Here is a 23,508-nt window from a genome sequence, read left to right on the forward strand (position 1 = left end):
TTATGACAGCTTAATATAAAAAAAGTATAACAATGTGAGTGGCAAAAGGTATTTTGACCTATTTGATACCAGATTGCTACGTGCTTTGCACTCTCGCAATCCTCAAAAACATTCGTAATCCGCTCATTTTTCTTTGAAACATGGCTACTTACTCATGTTTTTGGCGGGTCAAGAGGTCAAAAATCCTCTTGCAAGCAAGCTTGCATCGGCTTTCTGACCTTTTGACCCTGGTATCATCATATAACTAAACGGAGGGAAAAAAGAAAATGGAACTCAGACAGCTGGAATATTTCCGGGAAATCGCGAATACGGGAAGCATCAATGAAGCGGCGAGAAAGCTCAATATGTCACAGCCGCCCCTCAGCTATCAGATCAGGCAGTTGGAAAATGAACTGAACGTGCAGCTGTTTGAGCGTACCCATAAAGGGGTGATCCTGACGGCGGCAGGTAAGCTTTTGTATGACCGTGCGGCGAGCCTTCTGGATTATGCCAGATCGACAGAGCTTGAGGTGTCCCAAACGGGTAAAAAAAGGGTTCTGAGAATCGGGATCACGCCGACAACGGTCGGCACAGTCATGCCGTTTATCGCAGAATTTTCAAAGAAAAATCCCGACGTGAATTTTGAGGTTCACGATGGGATCACGTATACGTTATATGATTATCTTCAGGAAGGGATCATCGATATTTCGGTTGTCCGCACGCCGCTCCGGCTGGATGATGTGGAGTCCGCAGTCCTGCATTCGGAGCCGATGATCGCTGTCTCCAATCCGGAGATGCCTTCAGAAGGACGAAAATCGCTCATTCTTGAAGATTTAGTCCACAGACCGTTAATTCTCTACCGGCGCTATGAAAAGCTGATTATGGATGCATTTCACGCGCAGAATCTGGTTCCGGAGGTGTTCTGCCTGTGTGATGATGCCAGGGGCGCTACCCTTTGGGTGAAGGAAGGGCTTGCCACGGCGATCTTCCCGCAGTCCATGGAGCCGCTTTGCGAAGGGCTGACTTGTCAGGTGCTTGATGAACCGGATCTGGTGACGAAGATCCTTTTGATCTGGCAGAAGGGGCGGAAGCCGACGGCGGTAGTGCAGGATTTTATGGATGTCTGTCTGAAATAATTTAAACCGTATCAAAAATAATAATCCTTGGTTTATTTTTGATACGGTAAGTGAATTGTAAGACGGATTCTCCATGTTCTGGCAGGTGGAAGCGATAAACATCAGTATGATCGATTTGCGAATTGTTTTTCGATTATACTGCTTTTTCAAAGTCTGCCCCTATACCCATTTTCACTTCAAATGTCGTCCCGCTATGCTTATTTGTATAAACTTCAATCGTTCCGTCATGAACCCGCACAACTTCCCGCACCATCGCAAGACCAAGCCCCACACCTCCGAGTTCCCGGCTTCTTGACTTATCTACACGGAAGAACGGTTCGAAGATCTGCTCCCTGAATGCTTCATCAATTCCATTTCCTGTATCCGAAACCGTCAGAACAACTTCGTTCTTCTCCCTTATTGCCGATACCGTAACGGATCCATTTTCCCGATTATATTTAATCGCATTTTCCACAAGATTATATAGCATTCTGTAAATCAGAATATCACTTCCTGTCAAAAATAATTCTTCATCTGCCTTTGCTCCTGCTCCCTGGGACCTCTGTATCAGTTCAACCTTTTTTTCCTGTGCCAGCGGTTCCAGATCTGTCAGCACTTCCTCGATCAGACTATGGAGCTCAATTCTGTCATTTCGCGATACGGTCTGTAATTCGCTCATATCCAAAAGCGTTCTGACCAACTTGCTAAGACGTTCATTCTGCTCCGTTACCATCTGAATAGTCTCTCCTGCCACTGTTGTACTATCCGGATGTTCTGTTGTATGGTATAGATCCAGCTGTGCCTGGATTAAAGCCAGTGGAGTACGTAACTCATGTGCTGCATTTCCTGTAAACTGACGCTGTGTCTCAAATGATTCCGAAAGTCGCAAAAGCATCTTGTTATAAGAAGTACGAAGTCGGTCTAATTCTGCGATTCTATTCTCTTCAATCGTATAATCCGCCAGATTCTGTGCCTGAACCTTTTCTACTGTCTCTGAAAATTCTTTGAGTGGTTTTAATGCCCTGCCGCTGACAAAAAATGTAACTGCGCCACCAATCAGTGCCACGACAACAGTAATCAGAAGACTTCTATTTCTATAATCTGATTTCGAATTATAAACCTTCGTAGCAAACTGCGCTGCAAAATCATCCCATTCATTATCCGGAATATCAATATACACTGCCTCCGGTGCGGCACTTTGATCCGTAACAGTCTCTTGAAGCGTGTCAATATAATAGACTCCGTTCTTATATAGGAAAAATGTAAGACATCCACACAATACGGTAATCAACACCGTCGTAAGAATCGTCAGTCTCCACTGGAGTGATATTTTTTTCATGCTTTACCACCTCCTCCTATCTTATACCCCTCACCGATCTTATTCACGATCGGATCATAACCAAGCCCGGCTTTCAGTTTCTTTCTCAGAGAAGACATATGCACTCGGATCGAGCCGCTGAAACTATCCACAGAAGAATCCCAGACATGCTCGATCAGTTCTTCCTGACTGACCGGTCTTCCCTGATTCAAAAGAAGATACTCTAGAATTCCATTCTCTTTTCTTGTCAATGCAACCGGCTTGTTTTTTGCATATGCAGTCCGTTCTCTTGTATCAAAACGAAGACTGCCACATTCCAGACAGACATTTTTTTGTACAAACTTTCTTCTTGTCAGACTTCGCACACGGGCTTCCAGCTCTTGCAGATGAAAGGGTTTTTCCATATAATCATTTGCCCCCGCATCAAGACCGTCAACCTTATCAGCGATCTGACTTCTCGCAGACAGAATCAATACCTTTGTCTCTTCATTTTCCTTTCGAAGTTCCCGGAGAATATCCATCCCATCCATCCCCGGAAGGTTAAGATCAAGCACGATCAAATCATACATTTCCGCATAGATCATATCCAGTGCTTCCTCTCCGTCATTACACGTGTCTACCTCATAACCTGCCTGGTGCAGACTTTTCGCAATCATATCACATAATTTCTTCTCATCTTCAACAACTAATAATCTCAATTTATTTTTTCTCCATTTTCTTAACAGGAATTTTACACCCTCTATTGTATAATGCAAATATCGAAAGGTCAATAAACGGTTACTGTTCACACGATGTGCGACCAGCAACGCATCTCGCCATTTTAAATCGCCTTTGGCGATAGGGCGAGATGCATTCAAGCCCAACCATGCCTCCTCCGTGTCAATCAGCGGAGTGATTGACACGGGAGTGAACAGTAACAATAAATAGACTTTGAACATTGAAAGGAGTATTTTAATGAAATCTGAAAAAGCAACACAGATTCTTTTACTTGCAGCCGGTCTGGTGTTTTTCCTTGTCGGGATCTTCCGCGGAGAAGCAGCGGTTGTACTTAGTAAGGCAATAAAATTATGTATGGAGTGTGTTGGAATTGGATAAGAAAATGAAATCAAACAAAAACTTTCTGGCCCGCTTCCGCGGATGGATTCAGGCAGCTGCTACACTGCTGACCAACATTCACATCCCGAATCTGTTTAAAGGGAAAATTTATCAGGGAAATGTAAAAACGATGTGCGTCCCGGGACTAAACTGTTACTCTTGTCCTGCCGCTACCGGAGCATGTCCGATCGGAGCATTTCAGGCCGTGGTCGGTTCTTCAAAATTCAAATTTACCTACTACATCACCGGATTTTTCATCCTGTTAGGTGTTCTGTTAGGACGGTTTATCTGTGGATTCCTCTGTCCGTTTGGATGGTTCCAGGATCTGCTGCATAAGATTCCGGGCAAGAAACTTTCCACCGCAAAACTGAAGCCTCTGCGGTATCTGAAATATGTGATTCTGGTCGTTTTTGTTATACTACTTCCGGCATTTGTAACCAATTCACTTGGTATGGGAGATCCTTTCTTCTGCAAATACATTTGCCCACAGGGCGTACTTGAAGGCGCAATTCCGCTGGCACTTGCCAACTCAGGAATCCGTGCCGCACTCGGACATTTATTTACATTTAAGTTCACAATCCTTGCGCTTTTCATCATCCTGAGCATCTTGTTTTACCGTCCATTTTGTAAATGGATCTGCCCGCTGGGTGCTATTTATTCACTGTTTAACAAGGTATCTTTTCTTAAGATTCAGGTTGATCATGAGAAATGTGTTGGCTGCCAGAAATGCAGCCGTGTCTGTAAGATGGATGTCAATGTAGTAGACACACCAAACCATCCGGAGTGTATCCGATGCGGAGAATGTATGAAAGCCTGTCCGACTGATGCAATCTGCTATCATTACGGATTTTCAAACAAAAAAAAGGCTGACAATAAATAAACTAAAACGAACAAAATAAAATTGAAAAGGAGATTTAAACTCATGAAAAACAAAACACATAGAACAAACTCAATGAAATTAAAAAAGGTAATTGCTGCATCCCTTGCCATTTCTGTACTTTTTGCGTTTACAGGCTGCGGAAATTCCTCCTCAACAGACAATACAAACACAAAACAGGAATCTTCTTCCACAACAGAAACGGGCAGCGCAGACGAGCTGAACAAAAAACGGGATGACCTTTACCAGCAGGAAAACCAGCTTTTTGCTGATCACAAAGATGCATGGGACAAAGCCTTTGGTCTTATGAACAAGAACGCTGCCGGTGATGCCATGAGCGAAAACTATGCTGATTCCCTCGCAAGCACAGTGGAATCTAACAAAGACTCTTTCTCTGAAGAAGAATATGAAACTCTGTGCAAAGACATCGAGACAATCCGCGGAATTGAAGAAGAAATTGCCAAGCTTGAGAAAGAGATTGCTGCATCCGATTCCTCTGACAGTTCTTCCTCCAAATCAGACGAATCCACAGCTGTATTCAAAGGTTTCAAAGGAAAAGATCTGGATGGAAACGATGTAGATGACAGTCTTTTCGCTAAAAACAAAGTTACAGTTGTAAACTTCTGGTTCAGCGGATGCAAGCCATGTGTCGGAGAGCTCTCTAAGCTGAATGAATTAAATGAGAAACTCAAAGAAATGGGTGGCGAAGTTGTTGGTATCAACACGGATACTTTAGACAACAATGAAGCCGGAATTAAAGAGGCAAAAGAAATCCTGAAAGCTCAAGGCGCTTCCTACAAGAACCTGACTTTCGATTCTAATTCAACAGTTGGAAAATATGCAGGAAACATTATGGCATTCCCTACAACCGTTCTTGTAGATAAAGACGGAAATATCGTTGGGGAACCTTTCATGGGTGGCATTGACGATCAGTTAAACTACGATCAGCTGATGAAGCAGATCCAGTCCGTACTTGACCAGAAATAATTCATTTACTGAAGATGTATGCTAAATGAGGCTGACAAAGGTTGAGCACATTTGGGGCAGACCACTAGTGTTATCTCACCCGAAATCTTTTCAACGAAGATAAAAAATGGATTTTATGCAGTTTCTGCTTATCTCAGCTCCTGCATAAAATCCAGAATTTTTTAATGTATTGTATTTAAAAACTCATAATCTGCTCTTCGTCAAGTCTTTTAAGAATTTCACATGCCAGCTTAACCGCATTATCAAAATCAGCATAAGCTGAAATTCCGTAATGTGTATGTGCATAGCGAACCGGAACTCCGATAACGATAACCGGAACCGCTTTTTCAGACAAATGTATAGCTGCACCATTTGTTGAACCGGCACTACGAACTGCATCCTGAACCGGAATACCAAGCTTTTCTGCCAGATCCAGTGCATATCTTTGATAATGCGGATTGGTGATCATACGGGCATCAATGTGACGCAGCATCGGTCCTCGTTTGATAGCTGTCTGAACCATATACGACTCAACGCAGGTATCATCTGCCGGGCATCCCTCAAAAACAATTGCGATATCCGGTTTAATTACCTGTGTTGTCACGGTGGCACCGCGCACACCAACCTCTTCCTGTGCTGCACAAGCACCAACAATATCTACATTCAGATCCTGACCAGCCAGGGTATGCATGGTCTTAAGAATTGCCGCACATCCCAGACGGCAGTCAAAGCTCTTGCCCACCATCAGATCGGTGGTTTCTGAATATGTAAATGTCACATCCGGCACTACCGGTTCACCGATACGAATGCCGAATTTTTCAACCGCCTCTTCTTTAGAAACAGCGCCAACATCAACCGTGATATCTTTCATATCCAGAGGAGCTTTACGCTCCTGCTCTGTCATGAAATGCGGAGGCTTGCTGGCAGTAAGTCCCGGAATATATTCTCCGAACCGGTTGCGAACCAAGACTTTATGAGCCGGAATATTATGGTTAACCCAACCTCCGACCTGAATGATGCGGAGAGTTCCGTTCGGGCAGATAGCCTGCACCATAAACCCAACCTCATCACTATGTGCGTCAAGCTGAACAACCGGACGTTTGCCGTTATTTTCTTTACGGCGGATATACAGGTTGCGCATGCGATCTTCTGTAATTTCTCCGAGTCCTTCTGCGTAAGGACGAATTGCTGCAACCACTTCATCTTCGAAACCGGATGTACCGTTTGCATTTGAAATTGCTGCAATCATTTCAAGCGTTGTTTTTTTATCCATTCTGACACCTCTTTATGAAAGTTTTATTTTCTTGAATTCTTCCATGAAATCAACAATATAGTTTGCTGTGGTCTCAAGCATCTCCTTGCCCCACTCTTCTGTAGCGGTATTCGGATGATCCGGTCCGATCCAGCCGTTGTCTGTTACATGCGGAGTATTGCGTATAATATCAACGTTAACTCCCTTGAACTCAACAGAACAGAAACCGGTTGTCTTCAGATTTTCAGACAGGTGCTTAAACTGGAGTTCACCGCCTATCTCACTCTTATCAACTAAAGACGGATCAATTCCAAGAATCGCCGCTGTTTCCTCACCACCGCCGTGGCCGCCTTTCCACGCCGGGTTCATATCCCATGCCATCAGCCACCAGTTAAGCATAGCCACCAGACAGCCCTTATCTTCGAATTCCATGCCAAGGCGTTCAATCATCTTGATGTTTCCGCCATGTCCGTTCAGGAAAACGAATTTTCTTGCGCCGTGACGATACAGACTCAGAAAAATCTGACGGCAAAATTGATAGAGTACCTCATTGTCAATATCAATTGTACCTGGATACGGAGCTAAATACTGGCAGGAACCATATGGAATGGTCGGAGCAATCAAAACATCACTCTTCTTCTCGATTTTTTCCAACAAATGCTCCGGAATCAGTGTATCGGTTCCAAGTGGCATGTGACGACCGTGACACTCAATACTGCCGATAGAAATAAGTACCATATCATTCTTTTCAAAATATTCCTGGGCTTTCGGCCAAGTCAAATTTGTAAGTCTCATAATTTCTCTCCTTCCTATAATAATTATTCTTCTCTGCTGAAAATCGGACTATTCGGAAACCAGACAGTCCGACAACCATCAATTACTGCGTTGCCTTCTGTTCCTTTTTAGGATTTACTTTTTCTGACAATGCAGAATTTTCGAGTCACTCTTGATAAAACAAGTATAGTCTAGGCTAATAGGATTGTCAACAATTTCAATTTAATGTTAACAACGGAAATAATACTTTCGTTTTTGTTAACAATCCACTATAATTATAATAAGTTTTTTGCTAATGGACAAAAGACATCCGTGTAATCTTTTCTATTAATGAGTAAGGAAATGAAACATGCGAAAAATTGGCGGTATGTTCTACTACGAACCAAGTGCACCTATTGAAAACGGATACTTATTCTGAAAATTTTATGAGGTAAATATGCAGAAACAACGAAAAATATCAAATACTACTACATCAGAAATTGTTCTTGAATCTCTGCGGGAGCAGATCATCAATGGGATCCTTCAGCCTCAAGAAAAACTGGTAGAGGCTGAAATTGCCAAGAAATTCGGACTCAGCCGAGGTCCTGTGCGCGAAGCGCTCCGACAGCTTGCCGTCGAAGGTTTAGTCGATTACTGTCCTAACAAAGGATGTACAGTCGCACTGCTTTCTCCACAAGACGCTTATGAAGTCTTTTTTCTGCGCGGCAGCCTTGAAAAACTGGCAATCCAAAAAAGCAACTGCCTTATCAGTGACTATAGTCTCATGATAATGGAAGCCAGTATTGAAGAATTTCGAAAGGCTATTCTCGAAGGCAATACTATGAAGGCTGTTCGTGCAGATGAGACATTCCACCTGCAGATCATTCGCTCTGCCCAGCTTAACCGACTGACCAAAATGTGGGAGCTGCTGAGTCCACTGAATGGTGCCATGTTCCTCTCGGTTCAAAATGCTAATCGCTTTGGACAGTTAAGCGGAGATGCTGAAACGCTTCAGAATGCCAAATGCTTAGAACCAAACACACCGGATCAAAATACCTCTTATAACGGAAGTGCTGCAGTATGGACACACCAATGTCTGTTGGAGGCCATCCGGATTAACGATCTCCAGACAACCTGTGATCTTCTGGATCAGCATTATGAAGAAACCGGCAGACGTGTATACAGACTTTCACTCATGAAAGAACAGAGCTTTTGATTCGTTTCATTGATAATGGTTTGAGGGGTTCATAATATGTTTCTTTTGTCTTTTGGATCGACTTCATCAGCAAGGATTTCTTTCATTTCATGTATAAGGATTATGCACAGTCCGTTTTTTCATAAAACTTATTCTGTTTTTCAACTTCTGTGATATAATGCTTTATTATAATAATTTCCATGGACAAAATGAGGTGAACCAAGTGAAAAAGAAAACACTTGTGCCTCTTATTATTTTTTTACTGGGCATATGCTTTGTTAGTTTGATTGTATACAAAACAGACACCCACGAAAAAGAGCAGAGACACATAACAGCACAATTAAACGTAGCCACCTATGACGAACGAATAAAGAATGAAATTACAAATGGAATTGAGATCACAGATACCTTGAAGCAAATCTTAATAAGTGAAGATGGCGAAATCCATCAGTTTGAAACAATTGCAGGAAATCTTATGTCTGATTCTATTGAAAGTGTACAGCTCGCTCCTAATGGTGTTGTTACAGATATTTATCCGACTAATGAAAAGGAGGCAGGTAAGATTGATTTGATCCATGATAAAGACCGCGGAAAAATTTCCTGTTACGCAAGAGACCACCATACAATCATTACGCAGGGACCCTTCAAATTAAAACAGGGAGGATATGGAATTGCAGTCCGCAATCCCGTATACCTGAAAGATAAAAACGGACATGAGTATTTCTGGGGATTTACTATTGTTATCCTGCGTGTTCCGGATATTTTTTCAGATTCAATCAGTGCACTTTCAAATTTTGGATACGAATACAAAATTTCAAAAACAGACGCTCCATGGAGTGATACTTATAAAGTGGTTTATCAATCAGATGGGCAAATAAATCGTCCTGTTTCTTATACATTTACAATAGGAGATGAAAACTGGAAATTTGAAGTAACTCCTAAAAGTGGATGGAGAAATGCCACATTATTGATAATCATCATCGGAATATTTCTTACAATAAGCCTTCTCCTGTCAGTTCTTACCAGAGTATGGTTAGTAGCAAAAGAACATAAGAAAAAGTTTCAGATACTGGCGCGCACAGATTCTCTTACAAATATTTATAACCGCTATGGATTTGATGAATTTGCAGAAAAAATGATTCAAAAAAATCCAAAAGCACATTTTGTGGCTGCGCTCCTTGATATCGATGATTTCAAGTTTATTAATGATATCTATGGACATAATTACGGAGACAGGGCATTAAAGAATCTTGCAGACAGCATGAAGACTTTTTTCCCATCCGATGCATTACTTGGAAGAAATGGTGGTGACGAATTCTGCATTCTTTTACCAAATTGTACCTTTGCAGAAGCAGATATACAGCTGCAGAAATTCACCAAACTTCCTAAATCATTCTCATACCATGGTAAGGAACATGCATTTTATATTTCTCTAGGATATGCAGAATATCCAACATTTGCATCCAATCGTTCACAACTCATGCGCTGCGCAGATGCCGCTCTTTATGAAATAAAGCTTCATGGAAAAAATGGATGTATGGTCTACAGAGAAGGATTTCGGTCAGGTGCCCGCAAACAGCTTGGATTCGCATTCAAGGATATCGCGGAACATCTTCCAGGTGCATTCATCATATACAGGGCTGACAAAGAAGATGATGAACTATTTTTTGCAAATGATGAATTTCTTCATATGTCAGGATATAAAGATATAGATGAACTGTTCAGACTTACTAAGAAAAGTTTTCGCAACTTGATCCGGGAAGATGAACAGCAACAGATAGAATCAAGTATCTGGGAACAGATTGACAGTGGTAATGAAAATGACTATATTCACTTCCATCTTCGAAAAGCTGACGGAACTTATTTTTCTGTGTTTGATCATGGAAGAATTGTAGAGAACCCGCAATACGGAAAGGTATTTTACGTATTGTTCATGGATTGGAAAGATATGCATATTCGTTACAATGATAAATTCGCAAGATAATAAAATATTGCAAAAAAGAGAGCGTATGATCTATTTTCATATTAATACTTGGTTTGAAAACTGATGGAAGAATAACATGATACTGCGATAGAATAAGGAAAACGGTTAAACTAACTATTGCTGAGTGAGCAACAGCAAAAGTAAGCATGACTGGAAAGTGCTTGTGATCTTAGGGATTAAGAGAGGATACAGATTATGGAAGATTCTTACGTATTACAACTGTTGAAACCAAAGTTTAAAGATTTTCATTTTGCTTGGAATGGGTGCTTGCGAAATAAATGAGCGAATTATTTGGTGAAAATGGAATGAAAACAGGAGCTCTCGTTATGGGGAATGCTATCATTCATTTAGCATCGCATCCTGACGAATTACAGGCCGTAAAAGAAGAACATGCTTCTTATCGAAATTAAAAGCAAAACAAGTAATTTATTTGAAAATAATTTTTCAAATACGGACATAACCGGTGGATGGACCTGCACCGACCTTTGCGATATACCCACTTTTAACTAAATCCGTCAGTGTTCTTTCAACGGTAACCTTACTTATGTCAGGGCATAGTTCCATAATTTTCTTCTTCGTTATCTTACCGACCTTATTATCAATCACCGCCTTAATTCTATCCGGCTTGGAAAGATTATGATACTTCAAATGTTCTACATGGTTTTCAAATTCATTGTATACTTTCAGCATAATACCTAAATAATACTTAACAAAAGGCTCATAACTGTTTTCATCCTCATGCCAACCGACAGAACTTGCTTGAAGAGCTTCATAATATGTTTCTTTCGTTTTTTCAATCAGCATTTCCATGCTGACATACTTTCCAACGATATATCCAGCCTTATAGAACAACAATAAAGTCAACAGACGGCTCATTCTACCATTTCCATCATTGAAAGGATGAATACACAGAAAATCCAGAATGAACATGGGAATTAAAATCAGTTTATCAATGAGATTTGCTTCCCATGCTTCAAGAAAATGAGCGCAAAGTTCGTCTATTGTTTCTGCAGCCTGAAAAGCTGGAACTGGAATAAAACGAGCTTTCTGGTGTCCCTCGGCATCGGTTTCTGCAATTACATTGTCTGAATTCTTATAGGTACCACCGATGTTTCCTTGGGAATAAGAATATAAATCACGATGTAACTGTAAAATAATGTCTGGTCTTGGAGTGATATATTCATAACTTTCGTGAATCGTAGCCAGCACTTCACGGTAGCCGGCAATTTCCTGTTCAGACCGATTACGTGGCTCTGCTTTCTGACTTACCAGTTCTTCCAAACGTTTATCACTTGTAAATATACCTTCAATTCGGTTAGATGCTCCCGTACTTTGAATTAAAGCAACTTCCAGAAGTGTTTTCAGTTCATCTATGTTTGCTTCCAGAAATAATTCCTGTTTACCTTTATGCTCATGAATACTGCCAACCATCTGAACAATTTCAGGTGTCAGCAACTTCGCAGGATTTGTAATATAATCAAAATTTTTCATTGAAATCTCCTTCATTTTGAATTTATCTCCATCATTTTAATGCTAAATGATGGAGATTTCAATAGATTTGATGGAGATAAATTTCCCATATGCACAATAAATATACTCATTTGGATATAGAATTTATTACTTCATCGTCTTTGCCAGCTAATTGAGCAACGCCCGCATCTCTGGATTTGCCAATACTTTTGCCAGAAGTTCCGGATCGACTTCATCAGCAACAGTAACCGTGCAGTTGGAGTATGTTCTCACTATCGGAATCGTACTCTGTCTGTTCTACATAATCTGCGGAACAGTCTCGTTTGTACGGATAAAAAAATAAACTGAGCCACGGCTGTTCCAACATGAAATCAGCCGTGGCCTTATTTATATCATTTTACTCTTTTTTGAAATAGAATAACACCACAGCAACAACTCAAATCGACTTAAAATTCCAGACTATTCGCATTCAGCAAGAAATACTTCATTCCCATGATGACAAAACCTTCATCATTTCTCCAAGGCTTTTTGCTGCCATTTACAATGACGATCTTCTTGAAAGAGTCCGGGATATTACGCAGAGAATTGAACCCTATGAGAAATACTCGCAATCCCCGTAAAATAAGCATTTTTTCAATTGAGTTTTGACTACATTTGACTACCTTTTGACAACATAGGTGGTAAAAATAAAAAACAAGAAAGGAGAAATCGTTCAGCATGGTATCATCTTTTTCATGCATCACTTCATATCTCCTCTAAAATACATTATCGTCTGGATAGTGTGTCATAATATCTTCCACATTACAATCCAATATATTACACAGCTTATCAATTGTATTTACTTCAACATTCTGATTATGTCTTAACCTGTTCAGCTGAGAACGGTTCATATGATAATGCGTATATAAATCATATTGTGAAATGCCTTTGGCTTTCATTGTCTCCCATAATTTATCGTATTTAATCATCTCATGAATTTTCCGCTTGCTTTCATAATTCCTTGCTATGTAATTATTATTAGCGTAAAATAGCGTTTATAACAGTGTTCGTATACGAACACTAGCTTGAGAGGTGTTGTATGAAAAAAAGCTATATTATTATGGGGATATTGATATGTATTATTGCTTTTCTGGGATATTTACAATACGGACATGAAGAACAAGCTGTTAACACTATGGTCAGCACGTCTGGTGCTTTTTATAAACAAGAATTCGATGTCATTGCTAATAAACTGTTTATCTTGGACAAAGAAAAATATGTAGAAGAACTCATTGAAAAGGCTGTTAAAAATAAGTATAGAAATGTTCGCTTTTCCTATGATATTACAGGGAAGCCGAATGAAATGATTATATCAGTATATAATACTGAATGGCATTATCAATATAATTGTATGGCATTACAAATTGTGTATACATTAGATGATGGAAAATTAGAAATAAAAAATTGTGGTGAATAATTTGTGGTGGTATACAGGAGATATTGTTAATATGTTACAATAGGCATATAAATTAAAGCAAGGAGTACATTATGAATTTTTTGGATTTATCTATAGAAGGATATGATGAAAGCACTCAAATACCAGAGCGCAGTTTAGATGGATTTTGGAACACTGAAAAATTATCAAATAGTAATATCGTTTATGTCGAATTTAAAAAAACTAAATCGAAATATTACGATGATATAATTGACAAAGCTAAAACATTACCTAATTATACGGAAAATAATGGATCTCATTCTTTTACTATAAATACCATTCAAGAATATATTGATAATACAATTTTTGTTGAATATATAATTTCTAAAATTCGAAAGTGGAAAAATGTCATTATACTATTAAATGGGAAAAAATTTGAAACTAAAACGGATTTGTGGCATTTTAAGAAGATTTTAGAAGCAAATGCAGGTGAATATAGTGAATTAATCAACCCCTATGCATTTTATGAGTATATTCCAAAAGAACCGTTAGAAGATTTGCCATTTCCTTATGTTTTATACCCCGATTTATATGGAGGATTTTTCGCTTTTAAAAAATCTAGAGAATCTAAGGATATTTATTTTTGTGATTGTGAAAAACAAGCTATACAAAATTATATAGCTCTAGAAAAGAAAAGACAAGAAATTTTTGGACATCAAGGCGAAAAAATAGTATTAAGAACGGATGAATTTCCAAAACTTATAGAAGAAATAACATCAAAAAATTCAGGAAATCCACTCTCTTTATTCAAATTTGAAAGCAAAATATGTCACAAATGCAATGGAAAATTACCACAAGAAGAATATTGTTCAGCAATGTATGGAACTGCGTTCAGAAGGCAATATGGTTGGTATATTCGACAACGGTATTTAGAATATGGCATTGACTATATGTTAGAAGGACATGTTAATATACAAAAACAATTAATACTTAGAGATAAATGTCCTCAAAATATACTAAAATATTGGGATAAGTTTATATTAGCCAGTGAACAAAGTGAAACTAATCCAAGCTCTGACATTTTGTATATACAAGCTAAAGAAGCAAGAAGAGAATTTGAGAAAAGTATTGAAAACACGGTGAGAAAAGAATTTGGTTTTAAAAATGTAGGTGAATCATGGGTTAGTGAAACAACTTTAGCTAATATTATTAAAACTATTTATTCTAACTATGAAGTTAAAACACATTATCGTCCTAAATGGTTAGAGGGATTAGAATTAGATATTTATATTGATGCAATTAAACTTGGAATAGAATATCAAGGACAGCAACACTATAATCCAATCAAACATTGGGGTGGTGAAAAACAGTTAAAAAAGCAAAAGGAACATGATTCCAGAAAAGCAAGAATATGTCGTGAAAAGGGAGTGACATTATTAACTGTTGATTTTGATGAACCATTAACTGAAATACATATTAGGGAACGATTGAAGGAAAAGTCCTTAATATAATTCTATTTTTGTTTCCAAGTGATGTCAAGGAACAAGGCGAAGCCGATACGCCGTAGGGCAGTCCTTGACAGAACGGACGGTATCAAATCCAACCATGCTATATAGAGGACTTGAAAGGTCACAAACCTTGCAAATACTGCAAAACGGAATGACTGCTGTAACACTGCGGAGAAAGAATGGATATAATCTTTACTGTATCCTTTTCGCACCTTTCCGTCTGGAAACTCGCCACCGAATGTAAGCAGGTCAAGGAAACTCTGTAAATGTTCTGCGGTAACTGTTTTCAGTTTGCGTTCTGCAATCGGGTGTTTCTTGATACATCGGATTGCACCAAGGTAATTTTCCACTGTGCCATTACTGAGTGTTCCGGTTTTCAGTTCTTCTTCCGCCCACATATCCAGAAGTTCCCCTACCGTAAGGCTGTCTGCCTTTGCGACAAACTTCTTGTTTTCATAATCTTCCAGTGCTTTGCGGAGAAGTTTTTCCGTCTCACTTTTACTTTCGGTTCCAGCATATTCTTTCTGAACCATTTTACCGCTTGCATCTTCTACATAGAAGCGATAGTACCATTTCTTTCCTTTTTTTCTAACAGATCCTTTTGCCATAATCGTATGTCTCCTTTCGATATCAGACAATCGGAACTGTTGAAATGCTTCTTGCGTGTAGGCATCTTATGGACAAGTCCATAAGCCAATTCGCCACTCGTCAAATCTGTGAACAGCCTGACTCGCTTGTGCTCATTGTATCATAACTCCGGTTGTCTTACTATACCGATTCAGAATCCTCATACATAACTTCGGATAAAAGATTGGCAAGCCTTTGTTCTGCTGTTTCTGGTTTTTTAGAATAGAGTCTTATCACATCTGCCATATCGTTAAATGCGTTGACAGTATGCGTGATCTCCCTGAGAAACATAATCTCATTATATTCATCTTTCGATTCAAATCCCATTGAAAGAGGCTACCGATGCAATCATCTCATCCTGCGGTTCTTTTGCATCCTCCAGCTTGATGATCTGCTGGGTCTTTCCCCGGACCAGGCCAGCATAATTCACCACTCGCGCCGTCCCTTGTATCTTACTGACCAGAATCATGATCGTCAAAAACAGGGCGATCAGGATCACTGTTAAAAGCATCATCAGCATTCTTGCTATTTTAGAAATCTTACTGTCTTTACTTTTCATAACCACCTTCACTCCATATATCCTGTTATCTGATATTTCACATCTTCCATAACAGATTCTTATTTTATAATAATATCTCTGTTTTATACATTTTGCAATTTTCTCTTTGCTAATATGCTAGTACAAAGTCAGATACAAAAAACTTGCCACCTGCTACTTCTTACAAATGCATGGCAATACATAAAACTTGCCACTGACAGCATCTCTTGCATACTATGGTATAAAAAATGTGGACTGGCACCTCTTTTTTCAGGAACCTGTCCACATTTTTATTTTCTTTTCCGTATATTCACCTGTTATATCTTATGCAGTCCGGAATCTATTTTTTATATTCAACCTCGAATGATCCAAGTTCATATCCATGAACGCTTCCCTTTACCTCTCTGGATACAAGCTCTACTTTCTGTTCAAGATGTTCACTATATACTCTTGTTGTCAGAACTGTTTCCCCGTTATTAATGAATATCTCAATGGCTGATGTATCCGAAAAGATGGTAATATCCGAAAGCTCTTCCACCTTAGCAAAGCGCTGCTTTCTTCCACGTCCGCTTTCTCCCATCGATAAGGTAAAAAGCCCGTCCTTCCAGCTTATTGTAACATCTTCACGAAGATTAAGCTCCAGATTTTTTGCTTCTTCCACGTCAAGTCTCAGTTCAAAACAGCAGTCCGCAGGCGCCCACTTTGTAAATGCTTCCAGCTCGCAGGTAAATGCATTTTTACGCAGATCTTTCATCTCCTTTAATGGATGCTGTAAGATCTTTCCATCTTTCCATTCCAGTTCTCTTGGCATGGTAAGTGCATGGATCCAGTCATATGCAACCGTTGCATCATTATCATAATCTGCATCCGGAATCCCCATCCAGCCAATCAGGATTCTTCTACCCGCTTCATCTGCAAATGTCTGTGTCGCATAGATGTCAAATCCTTTGTCAAATTCCTGAAATTTTCCAAAGCTGTATGATTTGTTCTTCAGGTCAAACTCTACCGGAAAATATCCACACTGGTACACATTCTGGTAATCATATCCCTTCTGATCTACTCCCTGTGGACAGCATGTCATAATCTGCTGGCCGTCAATCTCGAACAGATCCGGGCATTCCCACATATAACCAAATGGCTTTGCTGTCCGCACCGTATCGTACCATTTCCAGTGTTCCAGATCGTCGGAACAAAACAAAAGTGCACAGCCATCAGATTCCGCATCACGGCCTCCCTGGATCATATAATAACGGCCGTCTTTTTTATAGATTTTTGGATCTCTGACATGCTTGGACATATTCACCGGATAATCATCATTGGTCATTACAAGCTTCTTGTATGCAATATTCTTTCCATCCGGACTGAATACGTGAATCGTATTCTGTTCCCGTCCATTCATGATATAATCATAATCTTTATCCCAGAGTTTTACATTTCCTGTGTAAAAATAGTGAATTCCATCTTCACAGGTATAGGCTGATCCGCTATATACACCGTCTCTGTCCCATTCTTCGTCCGGATAAAGGAACGGCTCTTCTTCTTTATAATGAATCCAATCCTTTGTTGTGTAATGTCCCCAAAGCTTCGTTCCCCATCCGGCAAGAAATGGTGTATATTGGAAATAAATATGATTCACACCCTGAAATTCACACAGACCATTCGGATCATTCATCCAGCCTGTCGGCGGCATCATATGAAAGTGAAGTCTGTTTTTATCTTTTTTTACATTCTCCCTCATACTTTCATGCTTCGGATATTCTGTTAAATATGTCTCTTTGTTCATCTGTTCCTGTCCACCTTATCCTTACACGATTTCAGCCATCTTATCATTTTTTGCAATATGTTTTTCTTCTGTTTTGATGGTCTTTCCTTCCGGAAGCTCTGTGAAGATAACAAGAATCTCCGGAGAGTATCCATGCTTCTTCACCAGGTCGATGTCAAATCTGATAAGTGCTTCTTCTGCTGTTACTTCCTGTCCTTCTTTTACAAGTGTCTCAAATCCTTCACCGTTCATATTGACGGTATCTACCCCGCAGTGAATCAGGATCTCTGCTCCATCTGCAGTTGTAAGTCCGATTGCATGTCCGGTTGGATATACGAGTGATACGGTTGCCTTACATGGTGCCATAACGGTTCCGTCTTCCGGAAAGATAACGACACCGTCTCCAAGTACCTTGTTTGCAAATGTCGGATCTGTCGATGCTTCGATATCTTTTACTGTTCCCTCTGCTGCTGCATAGACTGCACCAGGCTCTTCTGTAATAACTGTCTTTGTTGTATCATTTTCTTTTGTATCGTTCTTTTTGTCATTTTTATTCTTATCCGGTGCTGACCACATTTTTCCAAAGATGACTGTACATACAAATCCAATCGTAATCGCGATTGCATGTGCAATGATGTAGTTAATGTACCCGTGATGTGCCGGATTAGAAATTGCCATTCCAGGAAGTGCAGTTGTACCGAATCCAAGAGCAGTAAGCTTTGAATAGTATACATATGCACCTGCAACTGCACCACCGATACATCCACCGATCAGTGGAAACTTGTAACGTAAGTTTACTCCGAAGATTGCCGGTTCACTGATACCAAATAATGTCGAGCAGAAACTTGGAATACAAAGCTCTCTGGCTTTTAAGTTCTTCCAGTTCAGGGAAAGATAACCAAGTACCGCACCACTTTGTCCAAATAAAGCTACAGACATCAGTGGATTTAAAAAGTTTGTTCCTGTCGATGCAATAAGCTGTGCTTCTACCGCACCGATAATGTGATGAAGACCTGTGATAACTACGATCTGCTGAACTCCGGCAAATAACGCATACCCGAATGCTCCCAGATGTTCTGTACTCCACATCAGTCCGTCTGTGATTCCATTAGAAAGAATTCGTCCTGCCGGACCTACAAGTGTAAAAAGTAATACCGTAGAGATAAATACTGTCAGCATTGGTGCAACCAGAAGCTTGATTACATCCGGAATTACCTTATTGAAGAATTTATCCAGTTTTGCAACTACAAATCCCATCATAAGCGCGATGATGATTCCTCCCTGGAATCCTACCATCTCAATCTTCAGTCCGAACAGACGGATAACTTCTATATCAACGGTTCCCTGTGCAGCCTGGTAAGCATTGGCAAGAGAACTGTCTAACATGATTGCTCCGATTACCATACCAAGAACTGGATTCCCGCCAAATCTTTTTACGGCTGAATAGCATACTGCCATTGGAAGGATTGCAAAGATACCTGTAGACGCAAGACTTACCAGCCGGTTGATCGCATATAAGGTATCATGTGTCTTTACTACTTCAAGTCCGCCAAGGACGCTTGTAATTCCCATCAGAAGGGCTGCTGCAAGAAGTGCCGGCATGATTCCGATAAATACATCAGATAACGCTTTGATCACTGCCTGAAGTGGATTCTGCCTCTTCGCACTTTCTTCCTTCAGATCTCCCAGTGACATATTCTGTGTATTCGTATACTCGGCAAATACCTCATATACATCATTCACTGTTCCAGCTCCCAGGATCAGCTGTAACTGATTACCTGCTATGAACGCACCTTTTACTTTGTCGATATCTTCCAGTTTTTCAATATCTGCAAGATCATTATCTTTCAATACGATCCTGAGTCTGGTTGCACAGTGTGCTGTTCCCTGGATATTATCCATTCCACCAATATTGGCTACGATCTGTTTTGATATTTCCAGATACTCATTGTTCTTTCCCATTTCTCTTCTCCTTGTATTGCTTTGTTTTGGAACCGGTTCCGTTCCCATGTTTTTATTATATACATCAGCTTTTGTATGTCAACACAAAACGTCACTGCAATTTCATTTTTGGAAACGGTTCCAAAAATTGATATCTAAATTTGTCTATATTGCACAAAAGCGGGTCTGTCAAATTGACAGATCCGCCTGATTCTCAGTTCTCTTTTACACTTTTTCTTTCTATAATTTTATACGGGTTGACCTGAAGCGGGCTTACCGGCTTTCCTAAAATCATCTGGATCATCGACTCAGCACTGATCTCCCCCCAGTTCTTCCAGTCAAATTTTACCGTCGTAAGTGGCGGCTGTAACAGTTCTCCTGCTTCGTAATCGCCAAATCCTACCACGGATACTTCTTCCGGTATCCGTATACCTTTCTCTGACATTACTTTGTACACGCCAAATGCGATACGGTCTGTTGCGCATACGACTGCCGCCGGTGTCTTCATATGATCTACAAATTTCTGTACATTTTCAATTGCATTTTCATAAAAGAACGTTGTCTCTATGACTTCTTTTGGCTTTTTCTCACAGGACATAAGTCCATCGATCACTCCATGGCGTCGTTCTCCTCCTACTGCCGGGTCATCTTCAGGTACCCAGAGCATATAAATCTCCTTGAACTTACGTTGTCCGATATAATTACCCACCGCATATCCTGCATTGTAATCATCATTAATGACAGAATTCTCTCCCGGGAAGCGTTGTCCAAGAAACAGGATTGGAATTTTTAACTTCTTTACTGCTTCTTCGTATTCTTTTGTGCTTCCCGTCGCAAGAACCATAATTCCATCTACATTCATATTCTTCAGCCGTTCGATACAGCGTATTTCTTCTTCGATATCATTTTCCGTATGCATGATAAGAGGTGTATAATCATTTTTCTTAAGATAGGCAACGATTACTTCTACAAGTCTCGGTGTTGTTATCGAGTTAAATCCAGGTACCGTAAGTCCTATGATCCGGCTCTCTTTTGCATTCAGCCTTGCAAACAGATTCGGCTCATAATTATTTTCTTCGATGATTTTTTTTATCTTCTGGGCCGTTGCATCTTTGACGCTTCCCCCGTTCAGATATCTTGATACAGTACTTTTTGCCACACCGGACATCTGGGCTATATCATTTATTGTCAGTTTTTTTTCCAAATTATTTTCCCCCATAGCGTCTATTTATAATACAGAGAACCTGCCAGTGACAGCTTCTTCCGGACACATGCCGATTCAAAATGTCTTAATATGTATTATACTCTTCTTTGAAATTTCCTGTCAAATTATCTCTTGTCCGAAATAGAGGATTCACACAAAGAACCTGCCAGTGACAGCTTATCTTGCATCCTATGGCAGCTAAAAAACCGGAATCCTGTTCGTGAATTCCGGTTTTTCTTCATTCTCTGACCATATACTAATGATTGATTAAATGATAAGGAGATGGGATACGATGAGAACAATATTTGCAGAATACAATCCACAACGAAACAGCATTGACATTTATACAAATGTTGGCTATATGCTTCGCATTGACTGCTGGGAAGCCGAAAAGGATTTAAAAACCACACCCGGATCAGACTGTGCATTGACTTCACTTGCAGTCGATGAACCACTTGAATATGCGAGATTATATCTTGAGGGCAATTTACAGATGTGGGTAGATACAGAAGATTCATTAGAGTTATAAAATGCAAGCAGCCTGTATGCTTCATTACACACAGGCTGCTTAATCAAATTTATTATAATTGATGAAAAATCGGTTGCATTTTGTCAAAAGTACAAAACTTTTTGAAACCAAGTGCTTTTAATTCCTGTTATGATACTGAGGATATCCCAGCAATACTTGCTATCCCTGATACCTTATTCTTTCAACCAGCGTTTCTTTTTTCAGATTACTGCTTAGAACGAGGGAAAGCACAATCTGCAACAGACCGACCAGCAAAATCATAGCAAGAATTGGTGTAATTGGAACATGATAGACATTCATTCCAAATATTCCATTATGTTTTGCATAGGAAAAAAGTGCATAGCCGAGTGGCAGACCAACGATAAGTGCTACGCATATGGTGCCAACCGTAAAAATCAGTCCCTGTAGCTGCAGGCATAAATTTAATTGTTTATTTGTCATACCCACAGCCTGTAATACACCATATTCCTGCTTTTTTGTCGTAATATTCATGATCATGGTGTTTGCCATATTCATAAAACCGATCTTATCATGATTTATCTGGTTCCGGAATCAGAAGTGGAAAAGACATGTGAAATATTTTGTGAAAAAAATGCTTTAGCTGATTTTCATACTGAAAAGTACTTAAACCGAGTTGTAACGTCACCAAATCAGCTCGTTGAAAAGATCCAGATCTTTGATGCTGGTAAGGATGACAGGATAATGGAACTTGTCAAATTACTTGTGACAGATTCTATTCTCAAAAATGATCCTGATAAAGAATTTGATGAACTGCGCTTTGCTGTCGATGACGACGGAACAAATATTCTTGTAATCATTAATAAGAGTGAGATTACTGGTGCAGTTGACATTGACAATATGTATGAATTTGCTTCTTCACACTGCGATGATTTCAAGGATCTCCGCGATGATGAGGATGTTGTTATCAATAGGGAGTGGATCCTTAACAAACTTACCGAAGAAGAAAATTAAAAATATATTTGGTGGCTACACCCCCCAAGCCCCTGTAGAATAAATAACGCCAGTACTGGATATCAAAAATCCCGCACCGGCGTTATTTATTAAAATATTTTGTTTTTTAATCTTCAACACTCTCTACTGAAACTTCTTTTTTCTTCCTACTTTTACCAGAAATCATCTTGTGTCCTGTATAAATAGCCATAATCATGCAAAGCAAAGAACTTGCTGCAAAGTACTTATGGCCTTCTTTTGATCCCTTATAACCTGTATAAAAAGTTCCAAGCATTGTAATCAGTGCACCGATAGACCAATATTTATGTGATTTCATTCAGATACCTCCTGCCGTTTTTCTTAATCATATACCTTTTAAAAGATATATACAAACAAGAATTTTCAAATTAGTCTTTGCAAATAACCTTTGAACCTTCACCATCAATTACAATTCCCTGACGGTTGTTAATTGGGCATAGATTCAAATCCGAAAACTCAGTCATTATTTTCTCGGTAACTTTCTTAAATGGTGCTGTAAGATAATGCGGAAGAACATAGAAATCAATCAAATCAAGCCCTGCATCATCTTCTTGTGAGTAGTCCTCTGGCTTTTCATCCATTTGCTCGATATATTGGATGCTTGGAGCGCATATAATTGCGCCTGCCGACTCGCCGATCATCAATTTTCCATTTGCCAATTCCTTTTTCAGTAGCCCATCAGTTCCCGTTTTACGGAGCTGGTCCATAAGAAAGAAAGAATTTCCGCCGGTAAAATATATCACATCTGCTTCTTCAAAAACAGACTGTATCGTTGAATAAGCCTCCGTTGAAATATCAATTTCAGTTACGATTGCTCCCAACTTTTTGAATAATTTTCGAGCCGAGCCGACATAACCGGTGTAGCCTTCACGCAGTGAAGCTGTTGGAATAAATGCGACTTTCTTATTTTCAATTTCCTCCTTTATCAGACTTCCTACACTTGAAAAGTGCGAACATAAAAATAGTTTCATCAATATTCTCCTTTATAAAT

General features: G+C 39.6%; 23 protein-coding genes and 4 pseudogenes. 11 read left to right on the plus strand and 16 right to left on the minus strand.

What is annotated here, in order from left to right; translation table 11 throughout:
* Positions 1-266 precede the first annotated feature (266 nt).
* Positions 267-1,115 (plus strand): LysR family transcriptional regulator, encoded by an 849-nt coding sequence (locus tag PGZ10_RS13475; protein ID WP_270541638.1) that lies wholly within the window; start codon positions 267-269, stop codon positions 1,113-1,115.
* Between the two features lie 133 nt (positions 1,116-1,248).
* On the opposite strand, the gene PGZ10_RS13480 is transcribed toward PGZ10_RS13475, so the two are convergent.
* Positions 1,249-2,433: a sensor histidine kinase gene (locus PGZ10_RS13480; RefSeq protein ID WP_270541639.1), complete on the minus strand. Its 1,185-nt coding sequence runs from the start codon at positions 2,431-2,433 to the stop codon at positions 1,249-1,251.
* Positions 2,430-3,110, minus strand: a complete 681-nt coding sequence (locus PGZ10_RS13485) for a response regulator transcription factor (RefSeq protein WP_270541640.1) — start codon at positions 3,108-3,110, stop codon at positions 2,430-2,432. Before PGZ10_RS13485 ends, PGZ10_RS13480 begins: the two co-directional genes overlap by 4 nt.
* 256 nt (positions 3,111-3,366) lie before the next feature.
* Here PGZ10_RS13485 and PGZ10_RS13490 point away from each other — a divergent pair, with 256 nt between their 5' ends.
* The 3 genes from PGZ10_RS13490 to PGZ10_RS13500 are packed head-to-tail and all read left to right on the plus strand — an operon-like array spanning position 3,367 to position 5,371.
* Positions 3,367-3,507 (plus strand): CD1871A family CXXC motif-containing protein, encoded by a 141-nt coding sequence (locus tag PGZ10_RS13490; RefSeq protein WP_020435933.1) that lies wholly within the window; start codon positions 3,367-3,369, stop codon positions 3,505-3,507.
* Positions 3,500-4,387, plus strand: coding sequence for a 4Fe-4S binding protein (locus PGZ10_RS13495; RefSeq protein WP_117558043.1), 888 nt, complete (start codon positions 3,500-3,502; stop codon positions 4,385-4,387). The genes PGZ10_RS13490 and PGZ10_RS13495 overlap by 8 nt, the downstream gene beginning before the upstream one ends.
* 42 nt (positions 4,388-4,429) lie before the next feature.
* A complete protein-coding gene (locus PGZ10_RS13500; RefSeq protein ID WP_270541641.1) occupies positions 4,430-5,371 on the plus strand; it encodes a TlpA disulfide reductase family protein in 942 nt (313 codons plus the stop codon).
* Between the two features lie 175 nt (positions 5,372-5,546).
* Here PGZ10_RS13500 and PGZ10_RS13505 read toward each other — a convergent pair whose 3' ends face one another.
* Entirely contained in the window at positions 5,547-6,623 is a 1,077-nt protein-coding gene (locus tag PGZ10_RS13505; RefSeq protein ID WP_118219167.1) for a M42 family metallopeptidase, read from the minus strand.
* A 12-nt stretch (positions 6,624-6,635) separates the two neighbouring features.
* The gene (locus PGZ10_RS13510; RefSeq protein WP_117824036.1) at positions 6,636-7,397 is read right to left on the minus strand and encodes a creatininase family protein; all 762 of its coding nucleotides are present in this window, start codon (positions 7,395-7,397) and stop codon (positions 6,636-6,638) included.
* Positions 7,398-7,812: 415 nt separating this feature from the next.
* Between PGZ10_RS13510 and PGZ10_RS13515 the strand changes: the two genes are divergently transcribed.
* The 3 genes from PGZ10_RS13515 to PGZ10_RS13525 all read left to right on the plus strand — a co-directional run bounded on the left by PGZ10_RS13515 (position 7,813) and on the right by PGZ10_RS13525 (position 10,944).
* Positions 7,813-8,571, plus strand: coding sequence for a GntR family transcriptional regulator (locus PGZ10_RS13515; protein ID WP_270541642.1), 759 nt, complete (start codon positions 7,813-7,815; stop codon positions 8,569-8,571).
* Between the two features lie 202 nt (positions 8,572-8,773).
* The gene (locus tag PGZ10_RS13520) at positions 8,774-10,534 is read left to right on the plus strand and encodes a diguanylate cyclase domain-containing protein (protein WP_270541644.1); all 1,761 of its coding nucleotides are present in this window, start codon (positions 8,774-8,776) and stop codon (positions 10,532-10,534) included.
* A 278-nt stretch (positions 10,535-10,812) separates the two neighbouring features.
* Entirely contained in the window at positions 10,813-10,944 is a 132-nt protein-coding gene (locus PGZ10_RS13525; RefSeq protein ID WP_270247274.1) for a hypothetical protein, read from the plus strand.
* A gap of 34 nt (positions 10,945-10,978) precedes the next feature.
* On the opposite strand, the gene PGZ10_RS13530 is transcribed toward PGZ10_RS13525, so the two are convergent.
* The 3 genes and pseudogenes from PGZ10_RS13530 to PGZ10_RS13540 form a co-directional block, all read right to left on the minus strand.
* Entirely contained in the window at positions 10,979-12,040 is a 1,062-nt protein-coding gene (locus PGZ10_RS13530) for a Fic family protein (RefSeq protein WP_270541647.1), read from the minus strand.
* Between the two features lie 410 nt (positions 12,041-12,450).
* Positions 12,451-12,594: pseudogene (locus PGZ10_RS16860) on the minus strand (ATP-binding protein); the annotation flags it as partial.
* Positions 12,595-12,759: 165 nt separating this feature from the next.
* On the minus strand, positions 12,760-12,972 hold the full coding sequence (locus tag PGZ10_RS13540) for a helix-turn-helix domain-containing protein (RefSeq protein ID WP_004846074.1): 213 nt from the start codon (positions 12,970-12,972) through the stop codon (positions 12,760-12,762).
* A gap of 110 nt (positions 12,973-13,082) precedes the next feature.
* Between PGZ10_RS13540 and PGZ10_RS13545 the strand changes: the two genes are divergently transcribed.
* Positions 13,083-13,460, plus strand: a complete 378-nt coding sequence (locus PGZ10_RS13545) for a hypothetical protein (RefSeq protein ID WP_270541649.1) — start codon at positions 13,083-13,085, stop codon at positions 13,458-13,460.
* A gap of 71 nt (positions 13,461-13,531) precedes the next feature.
* Positions 13,532-14,929 carry a hypothetical protein gene (locus PGZ10_RS13550; protein WP_270541650.1) on the plus strand — a complete coding sequence of 466 codons (1,398 nt, stop codon included), beginning with the start codon at positions 13,532-13,534 and terminating at the stop codon, positions 14,927-14,929.
* A gap of 113 nt (positions 14,930-15,042) precedes the next feature.
* Here the strand turns inward: PGZ10_RS13550 and PGZ10_RS13555 are convergent.
* The 6 genes and pseudogenes from PGZ10_RS13555 to PGZ10_RS13580 form a co-directional block, all read right to left on the minus strand.
* Positions 15,043-15,534 (minus strand): annotated as a pseudogene (locus tag PGZ10_RS13555) (site-specific integrase); the annotation flags it as partial.
* 160 nt (positions 15,535-15,694) lie between these two features.
* A pseudogene (locus PGZ10_RS13560) lies at positions 15,695-15,883 on the minus strand (helix-turn-helix domain-containing protein); the annotation flags it as partial.
* Positions 15,870-16,112 (minus strand): hypothetical protein, encoded by a 243-nt coding sequence (locus tag PGZ10_RS13565; RefSeq protein WP_270541651.1) that lies wholly within the window; start codon positions 16,110-16,112, stop codon positions 15,870-15,872. The pseudogene PGZ10_RS13560 and the gene PGZ10_RS13565, both read right to left, overlap by 14 nt.
* Positions 16,113-16,431: 319 nt before the next feature.
* On the minus strand, positions 16,432-17,874 hold the full coding sequence (locus PGZ10_RS13570; protein ID WP_270541652.1) for a glycoside hydrolase family 32 protein: 1,443 nt from the start codon (positions 17,872-17,874) through the stop codon (positions 16,432-16,434).
* Positions 17,875-17,895: 21 nt separating this feature from the next.
* Complete coding sequence (locus PGZ10_RS13575) at positions 17,896-19,815, minus strand: PTS beta-glucoside transporter subunit IIBCA (protein ID WP_270541653.1); 1,920 nt, start codon at positions 19,813-19,815, stop codon at positions 17,896-17,898.
* 193 nt (positions 19,816-20,008) lie between these two features.
* Positions 20,009-20,998: a LacI family DNA-binding transcriptional regulator gene (locus PGZ10_RS13580; protein ID WP_227084569.1), complete on the minus strand. Its 990-nt coding sequence runs from the start codon at positions 20,996-20,998 to the stop codon at positions 20,009-20,011.
* A 292-nt stretch (positions 20,999-21,290) separates the two neighbouring features.
* Between PGZ10_RS13580 and PGZ10_RS13585 the strand changes: the two genes are divergently transcribed.
* The gene (locus tag PGZ10_RS13585) at positions 21,291-21,527 is read left to right on the plus strand and encodes a DUF6061 family protein (protein ID WP_117824044.1); all 237 of its coding nucleotides are present in this window, start codon (positions 21,291-21,293) and stop codon (positions 21,525-21,527) included.
* A gap of 159 nt (positions 21,528-21,686) precedes the next feature.
* Here PGZ10_RS13585 and PGZ10_RS13590 read toward each other — a convergent pair.
* Positions 21,687-22,052: pseudogene (locus PGZ10_RS13590) on the minus strand (FtsX-like permease family protein); the annotation flags it as partial.
* A gap of 33 nt (positions 22,053-22,085) precedes the next feature.
* On the opposite strand from PGZ10_RS13590, the gene PGZ10_RS13595 reads away from it, so the two are divergent.
* Entirely contained in the window at positions 22,086-22,499 is a 414-nt protein-coding gene (locus PGZ10_RS13595; RefSeq protein WP_270541654.1) for a CpXC domain-containing protein, read from the plus strand.
* A 106-nt stretch (positions 22,500-22,605) separates the two neighbouring features.
* Here the strand turns inward: PGZ10_RS13595 and PGZ10_RS13600 are convergent, their stop codons facing one another.
* Together PGZ10_RS13600 and PGZ10_RS13605 are read right to left on the minus strand one after the other, a co-directional pair.
* Positions 22,606-22,815 (minus strand): DUF6219 family protein, encoded by a 210-nt coding sequence (locus tag PGZ10_RS13600; RefSeq protein WP_008392833.1) that lies wholly within the window; start codon positions 22,813-22,815, stop codon positions 22,606-22,608.
* A 70-nt stretch (positions 22,816-22,885) separates the two neighbouring features.
* Positions 22,886-23,488, minus strand: coding sequence for a Type 1 glutamine amidotransferase-like domain-containing protein (locus PGZ10_RS13605; RefSeq protein WP_055271744.1), 603 nt, complete (start codon positions 23,486-23,488; stop codon positions 22,886-22,888).
* Between the last annotated feature and the right edge of the window lie 20 nt (positions 23,489-23,508).

This window comes from Coprococcus sp. AF102-57 (assembly GCF_027686195.1).
Taxonomy (GTDB): domain Bacteria; phylum Bacillota; class Clostridia; order Lachnospirales; family Lachnospiraceae; genus Allocoprococcus; species Allocoprococcus comes.

Coding starts and splice junctions, on each gene's coding strand:
- PGZ10_RS13540 (WP_004846074.1), bottom strand. CDS start 12,972: ATGATTAAATACGATAAATTATGGGAGACAATGAAAGCCAAAGGCATT.
- PGZ10_RS13585 (WP_117824044.1), top strand. CDS start 21,291: ATGAGAACAATATTTGCAGAATACAATCCACAACGAAACAGCATTGAC.
- PGZ10_RS13575 (WP_270541653.1), bottom strand. CDS start 19,815: ATGGGAAAGAACAATGAGTATCTGGAAATATCAAAACAGATCGTAGCC.
- PGZ10_RS13545 (WP_270541649.1), top strand. CDS start 13,083: ATGAAAAAAAGCTATATTATTATGGGGATATTGATATGTATTATTGCT.
- PGZ10_RS13500 (WP_270541641.1), top strand. CDS start 4,430: ATGAAAAACAAAACACATAGAACAAACTCAATGAAATTAAAAAAGGTA.
- PGZ10_RS13505 (WP_118219167.1), bottom strand. CDS start 6,623: ATGGATAAAAAAACAACGCTTGAAATGATTGCAGCAATTTCAAATGCA.
- PGZ10_RS13515 (WP_270541642.1), top strand. CDS start 7,813: ATGCAGAAACAACGAAAAATATCAAATACTACTACATCAGAAATTGTT.
- PGZ10_RS13565 (WP_270541651.1), bottom strand. CDS start 16,112: ATGAAAAGTAAAGACAGTAAGATTTCTAAAATAGCAAGAATGCTGATG.
- PGZ10_RS13475 (WP_270541638.1), top strand. CDS start 267: ATGGAACTCAGACAGCTGGAATATTTCCGGGAAATCGCGAATACGGGA.
- PGZ10_RS13550 (WP_270541650.1), top strand. CDS start 13,532: ATGAATTTTTTGGATTTATCTATAGAAGGATATGATGAAAGCACTCAA.
- PGZ10_RS13510 (WP_117824036.1), bottom strand. CDS start 7,397: ATGAGACTTACAAATTTGACTTGGCCGAAAGCCCAGGAATATTTTGAA.
- PGZ10_RS13530 (WP_270541647.1), bottom strand. CDS start 12,040: ATGAAGGAGATTTCAATGAAAAATTTTGATTATATTACAAATCCTGCG.
- PGZ10_RS13570 (WP_270541652.1), bottom strand. CDS start 17,874: ATGAACAAAGAGACATATTTAACAGAATATCCGAAGCATGAAAGTATG.
- PGZ10_RS13605 (WP_055271744.1), bottom strand. CDS start 23,488: ATGAAACTATTTTTATGTTCGCACTTTTCAAGTGTAGGAAGTCTGATA.
- PGZ10_RS13480 (WP_270541639.1), bottom strand. CDS start 2,433: ATGAAAAAAATATCACTCCAGTGGAGACTGACGATTCTTACGACGGTG.
- PGZ10_RS13490 (WP_020435933.1), top strand. CDS start 3,367: ATGAAATCTGAAAAAGCAACACAGATTCTTTTACTTGCAGCCGGTCTG.
- PGZ10_RS13525 (WP_270247274.1), top strand. CDS start 10,813: ATGAGCGAATTATTTGGTGAAAATGGAATGAAAACAGGAGCTCTCGTT.
- PGZ10_RS13600 (WP_008392833.1), bottom strand. CDS start 22,815: ATGAAATCACATAAATATTGGTCTATCGGTGCACTGATTACAATGCTT.